Annotated in this window: 18 protein-coding genes and 1 tRNA gene; 9 read left to right on the top strand and 10 right to left on the bottom strand. The window is 72.2% G+C overall.

Annotated elements, in window-relative coordinates; genetic code table 11:
- Window positions 1–182 precede the first annotated feature (182 nt).
- Together ACFYST_RS07795 and ACFYST_RS07790 are read left to right on the top strand one after the other, a co-directional pair.
- On the top strand, window positions 183–533 hold the full coding sequence (locus tag ACFYST_RS07795; protein WP_387860756.1) for a hypothetical protein: 351 nt from the start codon (window positions 183–185) through the stop codon (window positions 531–533).
- Window positions 530–655, top strand: a complete 126-nt coding sequence (locus ACFYST_RS07790; protein ID WP_387639153.1) for a hypothetical protein — start codon at window positions 530–532, stop codon at window positions 653–655. The genes ACFYST_RS07795 and ACFYST_RS07790 overlap by 4 nt, the downstream gene beginning before the upstream one ends.
- Before the next feature lie 17 nt (window positions 656–672).
- Here the strand turns inward: ACFYST_RS07790 and ACFYST_RS07785 are convergent, their stop codons facing one another.
- The 3 genes from ACFYST_RS07785 to ACFYST_RS07775 form a co-directional block, all read right to left on the bottom strand.
- Window positions 673–1,506, bottom strand: coding sequence for an NAD-dependent protein deacetylase (locus ACFYST_RS07785; RefSeq protein WP_387639156.1), 834 nt, complete (start codon window positions 1,504–1,506; stop codon window positions 673–675).
- 129 nt (window positions 1,507–1,635) lie between these two features.
- A complete protein-coding gene (locus ACFYST_RS07780) occupies window positions 1,636–1,974 on the bottom strand; it encodes a hypothetical protein (RefSeq protein WP_387639159.1) in 339 nt (112 codons plus the stop codon).
- The gene (locus ACFYST_RS07775; RefSeq protein ID WP_387860754.1) at window positions 1,967–2,506 is read right to left on the bottom strand and encodes a universal stress protein; all 540 of its coding nucleotides are present in this window, start codon (window positions 2,504–2,506) and stop codon (window positions 1,967–1,969) included. The genes ACFYST_RS07780 and ACFYST_RS07775 overlap by 8 nt, the downstream gene beginning before the upstream one ends.
- Before the next feature lie 185 nt (window positions 2,507–2,691).
- Between ACFYST_RS07775 and ACFYST_RS07770 the strand changes: the two genes are divergently transcribed.
- The gene (locus ACFYST_RS07770) at window positions 2,692–3,147 is read left to right on the top strand and encodes a universal stress protein (RefSeq protein WP_387860753.1); all 456 of its coding nucleotides are present in this window, start codon (window positions 2,692–2,694) and stop codon (window positions 3,145–3,147) included.
- 265 nt (window positions 3,148–3,412) lie between these two features.
- Window positions 3,413–4,087, top strand: a complete 675-nt coding sequence (locus ACFYST_RS07765) for a Crp/Fnr family transcriptional regulator (protein WP_014136744.1) — start codon at window positions 3,413–3,415, stop codon at window positions 4,085–4,087.
- Window positions 4,088–4,241: 154 nt separating this feature from the next.
- Here the strand turns inward: ACFYST_RS07765 and ACFYST_RS07760 are convergent, their stop codons facing one another.
- The 5 genes from ACFYST_RS07760 to ACFYST_RS07740 form a co-directional block, all read right to left on the bottom strand.
- Window positions 4,242–5,063, bottom strand: coding sequence for an MBL fold metallo-hydrolase (locus ACFYST_RS07760; protein ID WP_387860751.1), 822 nt, complete (start codon window positions 5,061–5,063; stop codon window positions 4,242–4,244).
- Window positions 5,060–5,254, bottom strand: coding sequence for a hypothetical protein (locus ACFYST_RS07755; RefSeq protein ID WP_387639171.1), 195 nt, complete (start codon window positions 5,252–5,254; stop codon window positions 5,060–5,062). Before ACFYST_RS07755 ends, ACFYST_RS07760 begins: the two co-directional genes overlap by 4 nt.
- Window positions 5,255–5,349: 95 nt before the next feature.
- The gene (locus tag ACFYST_RS07750) at window positions 5,350–6,192 is read right to left on the bottom strand and encodes an NUDIX hydrolase (protein ID WP_387639173.1); all 843 of its coding nucleotides are present in this window, start codon (window positions 6,190–6,192) and stop codon (window positions 5,350–5,352) included.
- Between the two features lie 95 nt (window positions 6,193–6,287).
- Window positions 6,288–6,752, bottom strand: a complete 465-nt coding sequence (locus ACFYST_RS07745; RefSeq protein ID WP_387639176.1) for a RidA family protein — start codon at window positions 6,750–6,752, stop codon at window positions 6,288–6,290.
- A gap of 2 nt (window positions 6,753–6,754) precedes the next feature.
- Entirely contained in the window at window positions 6,755–6,910 is a 156-nt protein-coding gene (locus ACFYST_RS07740; protein WP_014136749.1) for a DUF4177 domain-containing protein, read from the bottom strand.
- Window positions 6,911–7,157: 247 nt separating this feature from the next.
- Here ACFYST_RS07740 and ACFYST_RS07735 point away from each other — a divergent pair, with 247 nt between their 5' ends.
- Window positions 7,158–8,168 (top strand): ArsA-related P-loop ATPase, encoded by a 1,011-nt coding sequence (locus ACFYST_RS07735; protein ID WP_387640685.1) that lies wholly within the window; start codon window positions 7,158–7,160, stop codon window positions 8,166–8,168.
- Complete coding sequence (locus ACFYST_RS07730; RefSeq protein WP_387639178.1) at window positions 8,165–9,310, top strand: ArsA family ATPase; 1,146 nt, start codon at window positions 8,165–8,167, stop codon at window positions 9,308–9,310. Before ACFYST_RS07735 ends, ACFYST_RS07730 begins: the two co-directional genes overlap by 4 nt.
- 37 nt (window positions 9,311–9,347) lie before the next feature.
- On the opposite strand, the gene ACFYST_RS07725 is transcribed toward ACFYST_RS07730, so the two are convergent.
- Window positions 9,348–9,671, bottom strand: coding sequence for a WhiB family transcriptional regulator (locus ACFYST_RS07725; protein ID WP_380487904.1), 324 nt, complete (start codon window positions 9,669–9,671; stop codon window positions 9,348–9,350).
- Window positions 9,672–10,071: 400 nt separating this feature from the next.
- On the opposite strand from ACFYST_RS07725, the gene ACFYST_RS07720 reads away from it, so the two are divergent.
- Window positions 10,072–12,378, top strand: a complete 2,307-nt coding sequence (locus ACFYST_RS07720; RefSeq protein ID WP_387860750.1) for a transglycosylase domain-containing protein — start codon at window positions 10,072–10,074, stop codon at window positions 12,376–12,378.
- An 83-nt stretch (window positions 12,379–12,461) separates the two neighbouring features.
- Here ACFYST_RS07720 and ACFYST_RS07715 read toward each other — a convergent pair whose 3' ends face one another.
- Window positions 12,462–12,917, bottom strand: a complete 456-nt coding sequence (locus tag ACFYST_RS07715) for a GatB/YqeY domain-containing protein (protein WP_387639184.1) — start codon at window positions 12,915–12,917, stop codon at window positions 12,462–12,464.
- A 131-nt stretch (window positions 12,918–13,048) separates the two neighbouring features.
- Here ACFYST_RS07715 and ACFYST_RS07710 point away from each other — a divergent pair, with 131 nt between their 5' ends.
- Together ACFYST_RS07710 and ACFYST_RS07705 are read left to right on the top strand one after the other, a co-directional pair.
- Complete coding sequence (locus tag ACFYST_RS07710) at window positions 13,049–13,993, top strand: metallophosphoesterase (RefSeq protein WP_387860748.1); 945 nt, start codon at window positions 13,049–13,051, stop codon at window positions 13,991–13,993.
- Between the two features lie 88 nt (window positions 13,994–14,081).
- A tRNA-Pro gene (locus ACFYST_RS07705) sits at window positions 14,082–14,155 on the top strand.
- Window positions 14,156–14,209: the final 54 nt, after the last annotated feature.

Raw genomic sequence — 14,209 nt, 5'->3', positions numbered from 1 at the left:
GACAACGGCCTGCGTATCTCGCCGGCCCTCAGAGCCAATCAGCGCAGCCGCCCGCATTTACGGTCCCTGACGCCCCCCATACGGGTGGTTCCCCAGCCTTGACGCCCCCTTGACGCCCCACCTCCGGGCCCGTGGGTGTGGGTCCGGCCCGGTGGCCTCACAACAGAGGAGAGGAGCCAGTCATGAGCCAGGCCGCGTCCGAGGAGACGGAGCTCATCCCCCGGCCGGACAAGACCCCGGCCGCCCTGAAAGCCGCGCTGGCCGTGGTCGCCCCCGACCGGCTACCGGAGATGATCGAGGGCCAGACCGGAGCCATGGCCGAGGCCATCGCCACCGGCGGCGTCCAGCCCATCCGCTCCTTCGTCGCGCACTGGGCTGCCGTGCTGGAGATCGAGCGCCTCCCGGCGGCCTCCCGGGCCTACCACCGGTCGAACTACCTCGCCAACCACGCGGCGAGCATCGAAGAGTGCCGTCGGCACGCCGTCACGGTCGCCGAGCTGTACCGAGCCGCGTTCGCGGCGGTGAACGAGTGAGCTGGAGCTGGGAGTATCCGCCCGACGCCGAACACGTCACCGGCGGGCTGCTCACCCACTACGTCGTGCCACGGCTGGAGCTCGTCGCGATCTGCCGGCCCACCGCGCCGGCGGCGGCGTGAGCCCGGGCCGCTCGGGGCTATGCGCCGAGTCGCTCGGCCAGGGCGGTCAGGGTCTCGCCGAGGGGGCGGTCGAGGTGGAGGGTGGCGAGGTCGTCGGCGCGGGTGGGGCCCTGGTTGATGATGGCGACGGGTTTGCCGGCCTTCGCGGTGCGGCGGACGAAGCGGAGGCCGGAGAGAACGGCCAGGGAGGAGCCGAGGACGAGCAGGGCGCGGGCTTCGTCGACCAGGCGGTAGCAGTGCTCGACGCGCGCCTTGGGGACGTTCTCACCGAAGAACACCACGTCGGGTTTGAGGACGCCGCCGCAGCGGGCGCAGTCGGCGACGGTGAAGGACGTCACCAGGTCGTCGGGGAGTTCGACGTCGCCGTCCGGGTTGATGCGTGAACCGGCCTCCCGGAAGGCGGGGTTGAGGGCGGTGAGGCGTTCGTCGAGTTCGGCGCGGGGACTGATCGCGGCGCAGGAGAGGCAGATCACCCGGTCGAGGCCGCCGTGCAGTTCGACGGCGTCGGTGGTGCCCGCGGCGCGGTGCAGGCCGTCGACGTTCTGGGTGATCACCGACGCGAGCGGTCCGGCGGCGCGCAGCCGGGCCACCGCGAGGTGGCCGGCGTTCGGGCGGGCCCTGGCGATCACGGCGCGCCCGGCGTGGCTGCGCGCCCAGTAGCGGCGGCGGGCCGGCTCCCCCGCCAGGAACTCCTGGTAGGTCATCGGCGCCCGGTGCCGTCGGATCCCGTCCGGCCCCCGGTAGTCCGGGATCCCGGACTCGGTCGACAGCCCGGCACCGCTCAGCACCGCCACGCCACCCCGGGCGAGCAGCCGGGTGAGCGCGGGCAGGCCGTCCTCGTGCGCGGTCATACGTCCATTGTGGACGCCCGCACAGGCGAGCGGCCCGGGAAGTGCCCCCACGCACCACCCGGGCCGCCCCGTTCGCGGCCGAGCGGGCCCCCACAGCCCGAACTGCCGCCGTCTCCTTTGTACTTGTGCTCACTTCCGGGAGCGCACCCGGCCCCGCGGGAGGGCGGCGAGCAGGGCCGCCGCAGTGAACAGCGCGAGGTGGCCGGCCTCGGGGCCGGGGCCGGCCCAGCCGATCTCGGCGTAGCGGTGTTCGGCGAAGCCGTTGTGGAAGAGCCAGGCCGCCAGGCCGACGAGCGGCGCGGCGGCGGGCCGGGAGCGGGTGCCGAGGGCGGCGCACCCGGCGGCGAACGCGGTGAGGGCGAACCAGCCGGCGCGCAGTTCGCCGAGCGGTGCGAGCGTGAGCGCGGTCGCCGCGCCCAGCAGCAGGGCCGCCGCGCCGGACAGTGCGACGGGCAGCCGATCAGGCACCGCCGGACACCGCCACCAGCCCGCGCAGCTCCGCGTCGAGGGCCCGGGCGGCGAACAGGCGTCCGCTCACCTCGTCCAGGGTGGAGGCGAGTTCGGAGCGCGGGACGACCAGCACGGGGCAGTTCGCCCGGCGCACGCAGTACCCGGGGACGGAGCCGCGCAGGCCGCGGTGCAGCCAGGAGCCGGACGGGCCGAGGACCAGCAGGTCGCCGGGCCGGTCGGCGGCGGCCAGCAGGACGGGGGCGGTCCGGCCGCGGACGGTGCGGGCGGTGAGCGGAACGCCGGGGTCGGTGCCGCCGAACGCCTCGGCCATCGCCTCGGCCAGCGTGGTCGCGGCCAGTTCGCGCACCGCCGACATCAGTGGCGGGCAGGGCGAGCGGCGGTGGCCGAACTCGCCGCTCGGCGGCTCCCAGACGTGCAGGGCCAGCACCTCGCCGCCCAGCCGCCGGGCCTCGGCCACCGCGCGGTGCACGGCCGCCAGGCTGCCGAGCGATCCGCTGACCCCGACCACGATGCGCGGCCGCTGCTCCATCACGTCCTCCGTCCGGAATTCGCGGGCCCCGGCGGGGCCCGCAGGCACCAGCAGATCGCGCCGCAGGCCGCCCCCGGCCGTCCTTGACGGCTCCCTGACGCCCGCGGCCGGTTTCCCAACGCCGCCCTGACGCCCGGGCCGCCGCCGGCGGCGTTCACTGAAGGAGGGGGACGAGGAGGCCGGTCATGGAACCGAACGAGACCCATGTGGTGGTCGGTGTGGACGGCTCGCCGGACAGCCTGGCCGCGCTGCGCCGGGCCGCGATGGAGGCGGCGGTGCGCGGCGCCGTGCTGGTCCCGGTGCTCGCCCGCCGCCCGTCCGACGCGGTGCCCGCCCGCGCCGCCGGGATGCTGCTGGACGCCGCGTTCGACGCCGCGCTCGGCGGCTGGCCGGGCGACGTGCTGGTCCGCCCCACCGTGGTCACGGGAGCGGCCGGCCCGGCCCTGGTCGCGGCGGTCACCGGCCCGGCCGACCTGCTGCTGCTCGGCACCCCGCACCGCCACTGGCCGCACCCGCACGGCGACCACACCGCGCGGCACTGCCGCGGTCATGCCCCGTGCCCGGTGCTGACCGTCGCCGCCCCGACGACCGGCACGACGGCAGCCAGAATCGCCGACTCGCTTGCCAAAACGCCGAGTTGACTACCTAGCCGGAACCGGATCGACTGCTCCCGGAAGCCCCTTTCAGCACCTCCCCGGGAGTGAACCGATGCACGCCACGCTGTTCCGCCAGGTCCGCCCGACAGGCGACACGCCGCCGGACCCAGGCCGCCGCGACCGTCACTCCAAGTGCGCGAATGGCCGCGTAGGCCGCACCCGGCACACCCCCCTCCTCATATGATCGGAGCGACATGCGTCATCCTTGGTGGTGAATAGCACTGCCCATGACACCAGCAGGAGGAAGCTCGTGGACGACGTTCTGCGGCGCGCCGCGCTGTTCGCGGCACTCGACGACGACCAGGCTGCCGAGCTCCGCGCTTCCATGACCGAGGTGACGCTCGCCCGTGGCGAGTCGCTGTTCCACGAGGGCGACCCGGGCGACCGGCTGTACGTCGTGGTCGAGGGCAAGGTCAAGCTGCACCGCGCGTCCCCGGACGGCCGCGAGAACATGCTCGCCGTACTCGGCCCCTCCGAGATGATCGGCGAACTCTCGCTGTTCGACCCGGGCCCGCGCACCGCCACCGCCACCGCCCTCACCGAGGTCAAGCTCCTCGGCCTCGGCCACGGCGACCTGCTCCCGCTGCTGCACGCCCGCCCCGAGGTCTCCATCGCGCTGCTCCGCGCGATCGCCCGCCGCCTGCGCCGCACCAACGACGTGATGTCCGACCTGGTCTTCTCCGACGTGCCCGGCCGCGTCGCCAAGGCCCTGCTCGACCTCTCCCGCCGCTTCGGCGTCCAGTCCGACGAGGGCATCCACGTCGCCCATGACCTCACCCAGGAGGAACTGGCCCAGCTGGTCGGCGCCTCCCGCGAGACGGTCAACAAGGCCCTCGCCGATTTCGCCGGCCGCGGCTGGCTCAAGCTGGAGGCCCGCGCGGTCGTCCTGCTGGACGTCGAGCGCCTGTCGCGGCGCTCGCGGTAGTACTCAGCTGCGAGATCGCGCCCACGTGCAAGTGATTGCTCGGGGCGCGATCTCGCTGTTGTCGCCTTCCGCTTCGCGCAGTTCCGCCCCCTCGCTTCGCTGGGGTACCCCCAGCGCCCCTGTTTTCGCGCCCACCTGCGTTTGGCGACCCGCCTCAGATGAGGCCGTGCTCCTCCAGGTACGTGAGCTGCGCCCGCACCGACAGCTCCGCCGCGGGCCACAGCGCGCGGTCCACGTCCGCGTACACCCGGGCGACCACCTCGGCCGCCGTGCGGTAGCCCGCCTCGACGGCGGTTTCGACCTGGGCGAGCCGGCCGGCCCGGTGGGCGAGGTAGTAGTCGACGGCGCCGAGTGCGTCCGCGAGGACGGGGCCGTGGCCGGGCAGGACGGTGCGGACGCCGTGTTCGGCGGCCATCGCGTGCAGGTGGCGCAGCGAGGTCAGGTAGTCGCCGAGCCGCCCGTCGGGGTGGGCGACCATGGTGGTGCCGCGGCCGAGGACGGTGTCGCCGGTGAGGATCGCGCCGTCGGCGGGCAGGTGGAAGGTCAGCGAGTCGGAGGTGTGCCCGGGGGTGGCCACGACACGCAGGTCGAGGCCGCCGATCTCCAGCCGCTGGCCGCCGTGCAGGCCTTCCTCGCCGAGTCGCAGGGCGGGGTCGAGGGCGCGTACCGCGGTGCCGGTGAGTTCGGCGAACCGGGCGGCGCCTTCGGCATGGTCGGCGTGGCCGTGGGTGAGCAGGGTGAGGGCGATGCGTTTGCCCTGCTGTTCGGCGGTGCTGACGACCCGTCGCAGGTGAGTTTCGTCGAGCGGGCCCGGGTCGACCACGACGGCGAGGTCGGAGCCGGGTTCGGAGAGCAGCCAGGTGTTGGTGCCGTCCAGCGTCATCGGGGACGGGTTGGGTGCGAGCACGCACTGGGCGCGTGGGGTGGCGGCCCCGCCGACGCGGTCGGCGGGGTCGCCCGGAAGCAGACCGCTCACGCGGCGTCCGCCTCGGCCCGGCTGAGTCGTCGCAGCGGGAGCGGCCGCACCAGTGCCCGGGCGGGCAGCTCGCGGACCAGCAGGCGGGTGGTGGTCGCGGCGGGCGCGGGCGCGTCGCAGGCCGCGGCGCGCGGGGTGACGGTGCGGGTGGGCATGGCCGAGGTCCGGCGAGCCACGTCGTTGTGAGTCATCGGAGGTCTCCTTCCGGGGTGTACGCGGGCGGTGCTGTCGCAGCCAAAAGGCGCTGGTCGGCGCGGCTTTCGCCGAGCTTCCCGGGGGAAGGCTCTCACGCCGGGAACACGCCGTCGACAGTCAGTTCGTCATACCCGGGCCAGCGCACCGTCATGCGGTCCCCGGCCAGCTCGGCGCGCCCCAGGACCGGGGTCACCTTGCGGTCCGCGGCGGCGGTCAGTACCTCGGCGGCGCTGGGTACCGGCGTCAGTTCGCGGAGCACGGTGACGGTGGGCGGCATCATGCCGAACCGGCCTTCGTGGAAGCCGGCCACCGCGTCGGCGGGTGTCATCCAGGTGACCCGGTCGGCCTCGCCGACGGTGTCGGCGGCGGCCTGTCCGGCCGGCAGGGCGGCGACGAAGAACCAGGTGTCGAAGCGGCGTTCCTCGAACTCGGGGGTGATCCAGCGGGCCCAGGCGGCCAGCAGGTCGCTGCGCAGCACCAGGTTGTGCTGTCCCAGGAAGTCGGCGAGGGAGAGCTGGTGGGACTCCAGCGCGGCGCGTTCGGCGGCCCAGTCGCCGGGTTCGACCAGGGTGCGGTCGTCGGGGCCGGCCAGCAGTACGCCGGCCTCTTCGAAGGTCTCCCGGACGGCGGCGCAGACCACCGCGCAGGCGGTCGGCTCGTCCACGCCCAGGCGCTCGGCCCATTCCGCGGTGCTCGGGCCGGCCCACGGCGGGCGTACCTCGCGGTCGCGCGGGTCGACTCCGCCGCCGGGGTAGGCGTACATGCCGCCGGCGAAGGCCATCGTGGTGCGCCGGCGCAGCAGGTACGCCTCGGGGCCGGTGGCGCCGTCGCGCAGCAGCACGACGGTGGCGGCGGGCCGGGGCGCTGCGGGGGTGAGTTCCCCGGTGGCCAGGGCGCGGATTCGGGCGGGCCAGGACGGCGGCATCTCGGGCATGTTCACGGATGTTAACGGCCGTCGACCCGGGCGGACAGGCCCCAACGCGAGGGGCCCGCCACCGCGTTGCGGCGACGGGCCCCCGGGCAGTGCGATCAGTCGCGGAAGCGGACCATCAGCTCGACCTCGACCGGCGCGTCCAGCGGCAGCACGGCCACGCCGACGGCGCTGCGGGCGTGCACGCCCTTGTCGCCGAAGACCTCGCCCAGCAGTTCGCTGGTGCCGTTGACCACGCCGGGCTGGCCGGTGAAGTCGGGGGCGGAGGCGACGAAGCCGACCACCTTGACGACCTGCTCGACCTTGTCGAGGTCGCCGATCACGGACTTGATCGCGGCGAGCGCGTTCAGCGCGCAGATCCGCGCCAGGTCCTTGGCGTCCTCCGCGGTGACCTCGGCGCCGACCTTGCCGGTCAGCGGCAGCTTGCCGCCGACCATCGGCAGCTGTCCGGAGGTCATCACGTAGTGGCCGGTGCGCAGCGCCGGAACGTACGCGGCGACGGGGGCCGCCACCTCGGGCAGGGTCAGCCCGAGCTCAGCGAGCTTCTGCTCTACCTTGCTCATGACTACTCCTTCTCGCGCTTCAGGTACGCGACCAGCTGCTCCGGGTTCGGCCCGGGAACGACCTGGACGAGCTCCCAGCCGTCCTGGCCCCAGGTGTCGAGGATCTGCTTGGTGGCGTGCACGAGCAGCGGCACGGTGACGTATTCCCACTTGGTCATGGGGGTGACTCTAGCCGCCCGGGCCGGTGTGAGGTGGGACACAAAGGGGCCACCAATCGCCGGGGCGGCCGGGATGGTCCCGTCATCCGGAGCGCGCGCTCGTTACCCTCGCGGTGAGGGGTGCCCGTGGGGTCCCCCGGCAGGAGCAGGCAGCGACGGACGGAGAGCGGGCGTGGCGGGCAGCAGCGGTACGGCGGGGCCGACCGGGCAGGCGTCGCCGCGGGAGCCGGACTGGGAGGGCGTCAGGCTGCACGTGGTCAGCGGAAAGGGCGGCACCGGCAAGACCACGCTGGCCGCGGCGCTGGCGCTGGCGCTGGCCGCGGAGGGCGGCCGCACCCTGCTGATCGAGGTGGAGGGCCGGCAGGGCATCGCCGAGCTGTTCCAGATCGCCGCGCTGCCGTACGAGGAGCGCCGGGTGGCGACCGTGACGCCGGCTCAGCTGGGTCTGCCCGGCAAGGGCCACGGCGAGGTGCACGCGCTGGCCATCGACACCGAGCAGGCGCTGCTGGAGTACCTGGAGATGTTCTACAAGCTGGGCCGGGCCGGGAAGGCCCTGCAGAAGGTCGGCTTCGTGGACTTCGCCACCACCATCGCCCCCGGCGTGCGCGACGTGCTGCTCACCGGCAAGGCCTGCGAGGCGGCCCGCCGCAAGGGCCCGGACGGCCGGCGGGCGTACGACGCGGTGGTGATGGACGCCCCGCCGACGGGCCGGCTCACCCGCTTCCTGAACGTCAACTCCGAGGTGGCGGGCCTGGCCAGGTTCGGCCCGATCCACACCCAGGCGCAGGCCGTGATGCGGGTGCTGCGTTCCCCGGAGACGGCGGTGCACTTCACCACCCTGCTGGAGGAGATGCCGGTGCAGGAGACGGTGGACGGGATCGCCGACCTGCGCGAGGCCGGGCTGCCGGTCGGCGGCGTCCTGGTGAACATGGTGCGTCCGCCGATCCTGGACGCGGCGGCGGTGGAAGCCGCCCACGGCGACCACCGCGAGGAGGTGGCGCTGGCCCTCGGCGAGGCCGGCCTCGGCGGGCGTTCGCGCAAGCCGGAGACCGTGCGGGCCGCCGTGGAGCCGCTGCTCGACCCGCTGCTGGAGCAGGCCCGGGAGCACGCCGAACGGGTCGAACTGGAACGCACCCAGCGCATCGACCTTCAACAACTGCGCCTGCCCAGTTACGAGTTGCCACTGCTCGGCGAGGGCATGGACCTGGCCGGCCTGTACCGGCTGGCGGGCGAACTGAAGCGGCAGGGAGCGGCATGACCGGGCTGGACATCGACACCCTGATCGACGACCCGGAGACCCGGATCGTGGTCTGCTGCGGCTCCGGCGGCGTCGGCAAGACCACCACCGCCGCGGCGATCGGCCTGCGCGCCGCCGAACGCGGCCGCCGCGCCGTGGTGCTGACCATCGACCCGGCCCGCCGGCTCGCCCAGTCGATGGGCCTGACCGAGCTCGACAACACCCCGCGGGTGGTCAAGGGCACCCGCGGGGACGGCGAACTCCAGGCGATGATGCTGGACATGAAGCGGACCTTCGACGAGGTCGTGCTCGCCCACGCCGAACCCGAACGGGCCCGGGCCATCATGGAGAACCCGTTCTACCAGTCGCTGTCGGCCGGTTTCGCGGGCACCCAGGAGTACATGGCGATGGAGAAGCTCGGCCAGCTCCGCGCCGAGGACCGCTGGGACCTGATCGTCGTCGACACCCCGCCGTCCCGCTCCGCGCTGGACTTCCTGGACGCCCCCACCCGCCTCGGGTCCTTCCTGGACGGCAAGGTGATCCGGCTGCTCACCGCCCCCGCCAAGGTCGGCGGCCGCTCCGCGATGAAGTTCCTGAACGTCGGCATGGGGCTGATCACCGGCACCCTCGGCAAGATCTTCGGGGCCCAACTGCTCACCGACGTGCAGATGTTCATCTCCGCGACGGACTCGATGTTCGGCGGCTTGCGGGAGCGCGCCGACCGCACCTACCAGCTGCTGAAGGCCGACGGCACCGCGTTCCTGGTGGTCGCCGCGCCCGAACGCGACGCGCTGCGCGAGGCCGCGTACTTCGTCGACCGGCTCGCCGCCGACGCCATGCCACTGGCCGGGCTGGTACTCAACCGGGTGCACACCAGCGGCGCCCAGCAGCTCACCTCGGAACGCGCGCTGGCCGCCGCCGAGGCGCTGGAGGAGAACGGCACCGCCACCTCGACCGTCGAGGCCGAGACCCTGGCCGCCGGACTGCTGCGCCTGCACGCCGAACGGATGCAGGTCATGACCCGGGAACGGCGCACCCGCGACCGCTTCGCCTCGGTCTACCCGGACGTGCCGATCGTCGAGGTGCCCGCACTGCCCGGAGACGTCCACGACCTGGACGGACTGCGGGCCATCGGCGACCGCCTCGGCTCCCCCGCCGAGTGAGCCGACGGCCCACCGCACCGCCCTGCTTGACGGAGCGTCAGCCCGCCTGGGCGTAGTCCCGCAGGACCACCCCGGTGGCCAGCGACTCCTCGTACTCGGTGCGCGCGGTCTCCAGCAGCCTCCGCCAGGACCCCACGGTCGGCCGCCGGCGCAGCAGCGCCCGACGCTCGCGCTCCGTCATTCCGCCCCACACGCCGAACTCGACACGGTTGTCGAGTGCGTCCGCGAGGCACTCGGTGCGCACCGGACAGCCGCTGCACACCGCCTTGGCGCGGTTCTGCGCCGCCCCCTGCACGAACAGTTCATCCGGATCACTCGTGCGGCACGCGGCCTGCACGCTCCAGTCGTCCACCCAGCCCATCCCGGCGCCGTCCTCTCCCGATTCGGGGCTCCCCCACGGCGGCAACGGCATATTCACCGTTGCCAGTTGAGGACGTTACGGAAGAACGACACAACGCAACAGCCCCTGTCGGCCCAATCTCGAATGACCCGATCGGACTATGGGTGTCCGACAGCTCACTCGTTGGAGTGATTGCAGGTCGCGGGCCTTGCGGGGGCCGAATGGTGCGTTTTCGTCACGGTGTGCAACAGCGGCCCGCCGTGCAGCCGCCTGAAAGTGGCTCAGAATGCCCCGAATCGGACAAAGCTCATCACTCACAAGAGTGACGGTGATGAGCAGAGCGAAGCTGTCGCAGTTCTGTGACAAGCGTAGGCGAACACCTGCCCCCCTGTACGGGATTCCGCAACGTAGGGTTCTCCCCATGGCAGCTACCCGATCCGAGGGCACCGCACTGGACAAGGCAGGGCTCGGCGTCAAGTTCCTGGGCAGCGCCGTGCTCGCAGGCATCCTGGTCGCCGGCATGGCCCTGCCGGCCGTCGGCGCGTTCGGCCTGACGGCCAAGGACACCGCCGAATCGTTCGACAACATCCCGGACGACTTCAAGACGCCCACGCTCTCGCAGGTGTCGATGATCTACGACGCCAAGGGTGGCCTGATCGCCAAGGTCTACGACCGCGACCGCACCATCCTCACCAAGGAGCAGATGGCGCCGATCATGCGCCAGGCCCAGGTGGACATCGAGGACAACCGCTTCTACGAGCACGGCGCCGTCGACCTCAAGGGCGTACTGCGCGCGGCCACCAAGAACGCGGAGTCCGGCACCACCGCCCAGGGTGCCTCCACGCTCACCCAGCAGTACGTGAAGAACGTCTTCGTCGAGCAGGCCGGCGACGACCAGCAGGCGTTCCTGGAAGCCACCAAGAAGAGCATGGGTCGCAAGATCCAGGAGCTCAAGTACGCCATCAAGCTGGAAGAGGACCTGAGCAAGGACCAGATCCTCACCAACTACCTGAACATCACCTTCTACGGCCACCAGGCGTACGGCATCGAGTCCGCCGCCAAGCGCTACTTCAACAAGAGCGCCAAGGACCTCACCCTCCCCGAGGCCGCGATGCTGGCCGGCCTGGTGCAGAACCCCTCGGCGTACGACCCGATCACCCACCCGCAGGCCGCGCAGACCCGCCGCAACACGGTGATCAACAAGCTGCTGGAGTACAAGCACATCTCGCCGGACGAGGCCAAGGCCGCGATCGCCGCCGACCTGGGCATCAAGTACACCGAGCCGCAGAACGGCTGCATCACCGCCAGCAACGGCATGGGCTTCTTCTGCGACTACGTGCGCCACGTGATCAAGCAGGACCCAGCGTTCGGCAAGACCGCCGCCGACCGGCAGAAGCTCTGGTCGCAGGGTGGCCTGAAGATCAACACCACCATCGACCCGGACAAGCAGCAGGCCATGAACAAGGCCGTCACCAAGAAGGTCAACGTGACCGACAAGGTGTCCGCCGCCGGCACCATGGTCAAGCCCGGCACCGGCGAGATCCTCGCGATGGCGCAGACCCGCCCGTACGGCCTGGACGAGTCCAAGAAGCAGACCGTCCTCAACCTGAACGCCGGCGCGGCCATGGGCGGCGGCAACGGCTTCTCCCCCGGCTCGACCTTCAAGCCGATCCTGGCCGCGGCCGCCCTGGAGAACGGCGTCCCGCTCAGCCAGGAACTCTCCTCGCCGAACAAGATGGAGTACCCCCGGGTCTCCACCTGCCAGGGCACCTGGAACGACACCTCCAAGCCCACCGTGCAGAACGAGTCCACCTACGAGATCGGCCCGTACAACATGACGGTCGCCATGCAGAAGTCGGTCAACACCTACTTCGTGCAGCTGGAGCAGCAGACCGGCCTGTGCCCGATGAAGCAGATGGCCGACAAGCTCGGCGTCGGCACCCTGGCCAACGGCAAGCCCCTGCAGGAAGTCCCCTCCATGGTGCTCGGCACCCAGGAGGTCAGCCCGCTCCAGATGGCCTCGGTCTACGCGTCCTTCGCCGCCCGCGGCGTGTACTGCTCCCCGATCGCGCTGACCTCCGTGGTCACCAGCGACGGCAAGAAGCTCGACGTGCCGAAGGCCAACTGCAACCAGGCGATGTCCCAGTCCACCGCGGACAACGTCAACAGCCTGCTGATGGGCGTGACCGAGAAGGGCACCGGTTCCTCCCTCGGCCTCGACGACGGCCGCCAGATCGCCGGCAAGACCGGTACCACCGACGAGCGGTACGCCGCCTGGTTCACCGGCTACACCCCCGACCTCGCCACCTCGGTCTGGCTCGGCGGCGTCGGCGGCAACGTGTCGATGAAGAACATCACCATCGGCGGCAAGTACTTCTCGGCGGTCTACGGCGCCGACGGCCCCGGCCCGATCTGGCAGATGGCCATGAACGACGCCCTGGACGGCACCCCCGTCACCAGCTTCAGGAACATCGTCACCACCCCGCCGGCGACCACCACCCCGCCCGCCACCGACAACCCCGGCGACCCCTCCGGCGACAACGCCGGCGCGACCACCGGCGGTGGCAACGGTAACGGTGGCGGCAATGGCGGCGGCAACGGCGGGGGCAACGGCGGTGGCGGCAACAACGGCGGCACCACCGGCTTTCCGACCGGCGGCCTGACCACCGGCGGCTTCTCCTTCCCGCCGCCCACCGGCGGCAACAGCGGCAAGCCCGGCCGCCACTGACCGCGCCCCGCACACACTGAAGCCGCCCGCCCGGAGACGATCTCCGGGCGGGCGGCTTCAGCAGTTGTAGGGGCAGCCGAGGGTCAGCCGGCCAGTGCGGCCTTCACCGCGGCGGCCACCCGGCCGCCCTCCGCCTTGCCCTCGACCTGCGGACGCACCAGCTTCATCACGGCGCCCATGCCCTGCGGGCCGCTCGCCCCGGACTCCGCCACCGCGGCGGCCACGATCCCGGCCAGCTCCTCGTCCGTCAGCTGCTTCGGCAGGTACGCGTCCAGCAGCTCGCCCTCTGCCCGCTCGCGCGCCGCCTGCTCCGTACGACCGGCACCCTCGAACGCCTCCGCGGCCTCCCGCCGCTTCTTCGCCTCCTTGCCGATCACCTGAAGCACCTCGGCGTCGGACAGCTCGCGCTTCTGCTTGCCCGCCACCTCCGCGCTCGTCACCGAGGCCAGCGTCAACCGAAGGGTGGACGAGCGCAGCTCGTCCCGTGCCTTGATGGCAGCCGTCAGGTCCTCGTGCAGCTGCTCCTTGAGCGTCGTCATGCCGCCGATTCTGACACCTGTCACGCCCCGACGCCGCCCCATTACCTGCCGGTTCGCGCTGACGGCCCGTCACCCTCCGGCGTCCCCCGGGCGCTTGCCCGTCTTTTCGAACAGTCTGCGACCATGGACCGATGCGACCGCTGTACTCCGTCCCGCTCGGTGTCGCCGCCACCGGCGCCGCCTGTCTCGTCTACGCCGCCGGGTACGAGGTCCGCTCGTTCCGCCTACGCCGCGTCGAGGTACCGATCCTGCCCGCCGGCGCCCGGCCGATCCGGATCCTCCAGGTCTCCGACATCCACATGGTCACCGGACAGACCAAGAAGCAGCGCTGGCTGCAGAGCCTCGCCGGGCTCCGCCCCGACCTGGTCGTCAACACCGGCGACAACCTCTCCGACCCGCTCGGCGTCCCCGCCACGCTCGACGCGCTCGGCCCGCTGATGGACTTCCCCGGCGTCTACGTCTTCGGCTCCAACGACTACTACGGCCCCGCCCGCAAGTCCCCCACCCGCTACCTCAAGGCCCTGCGCAGCGGCATCCACGGCCTCAACAACCCCGACGGCACCGGCCGCCGCGGCATCTCCGGCGCCGTCCACAACCCCTGGCAGAAGCTCCGCGACGGCTTCGACCGGGCCGGCTGGCTCGACCTCAACAACGCCCGCGGCCGCCTCGACATCGCCGGCCTCGACATCGAGTTCACCGGCCTCGACGACCCGCACATCCGCCAGGACGACTACGCCGCGGTGGCCGGCGGCCCCTCCCCCGACGCCGACCTCTCCCTCGCCGTCGTCCACGCCCCCTACCTCCGCACCCTCGACGCCTTCACCGCCGACGGCTACCCCCTGATCCTGGCCGGCCACACCCACGGCGGCCAGCTCTGCATCCCCTTCTACGGCGCCCTCGTCACCAACTGCGACCTCGACACCGACCGCGTCAAGGGCCTCTCCACCCACACCGCCGCCGGCCACCGCGCCCACCTCCACGTCTCCGCCGGCTGCGGCACCAACCGCTACACCCCCGTCCGCTTCGCCTGCCCCCCCGAGGCCACCCTCCTCACCCTCACCCCCGCCCCACGCTGACCAGCCACTAAACCGGATTTCGTGTCTGGCCCCACCTCCTGTAGAGTTCTACTCGTTGCACCGGAGACGGAAAGCAACAAAGCAGGACCGGGGTATAGCGCAGCTTGGTAGCGCGCTTCGTTCGGGACGAAGAGGCCGTGGGTTCAAATCCCGCTACCCCGACTTCGTAAGTGCAGGTCAGGGCCGGTGTTCCGCAAGGAACACCGGCCCTGCTTG

Origin of the sequence: Kitasatospora sp. NPDC004614, from assembly GCF_042873675.1 — a bacterium.
Taxonomy (GTDB): domain Bacteria; phylum Actinomycetota; class Actinomycetes; order Streptomycetales; family Streptomycetaceae; genus Kitasatospora.
Note: the sequence above shows the minus strand (reverse complement) of the source record. Positions and strands in the feature narration are given on the sequence as shown.

Coding starts and splice junctions, on each gene's coding strand:
- ACFYST_RS07795 (WP_387860756.1), top strand. CDS start 183: ATGAGCCAGGCCGCGTCCGAGGAGACGGAGCTCATCCCCCGGCCGGAC.
- ACFYST_RS07785 (WP_387639156.1), bottom strand. CDS start 1,506: ATGACCGCGCACGAGGACGGCCTGCCCGCGCTCACCCGGCTGCTCGCC.
- ACFYST_RS07775 (WP_387860754.1), bottom strand. CDS start 2,506: ATGGAGCAGCGGCCGCGCATCGTGGTCGGGGTCAGCGGATCGCTCGGC.
- ACFYST_RS07770 (WP_387860753.1), top strand. CDS start 2,692: ATGGAACCGAACGAGACCCATGTGGTGGTCGGTGTGGACGGCTCGCCG.
- ACFYST_RS07755 (WP_387639171.1), bottom strand. CDS start 5,254: ATGACTCACAACGACGTGGCTCGCCGGACCTCGGCCATGCCCACCCGC.
- ACFYST_RS07750 (WP_387639173.1), bottom strand. CDS start 6,192: ATGCCCGAGATGCCGCCGTCCTGGCCCGCCCGAATCCGCGCCCTGGCC.
- ACFYST_RS07745 (WP_387639176.1), bottom strand. CDS start 6,752: ATGAGCAAGGTAGAGCAGAAGCTCGCTGAGCTCGGGCTGACCCTGCCC.
- ACFYST_RS07740 (WP_014136749.1), bottom strand. CDS start 6,910: ATGACCAAGTGGGAATACGTCACCGTGCCGCTGCTCGTGCACGCCACC.
- ACFYST_RS07730 (WP_387639178.1), top strand. CDS start 8,165: ATGACCGGGCTGGACATCGACACCCTGATCGACGACCCGGAGACCCGG.
- ACFYST_RS07725 (WP_380487904.1), bottom strand. CDS start 9,671: ATGGGCTGGGTGGACGACTGGAGCGTGCAGGCCGCGTGCCGCACGAGT.
- ACFYST_RS07720 (WP_387860750.1), top strand. CDS start 10,072: ATGGCAGCTACCCGATCCGAGGGCACCGCACTGGACAAGGCAGGGCTC.
- ACFYST_RS07715 (WP_387639184.1), bottom strand. CDS start 12,917: ATGACGACGCTCAAGGAGCAGCTGCACGAGGACCTGACGGCTGCCATC.
- ACFYST_RS07710 (WP_387860748.1), top strand. CDS start 13,049: ATGCGACCGCTGTACTCCGTCCCGCTCGGTGTCGCCGCCACCGGCGCC.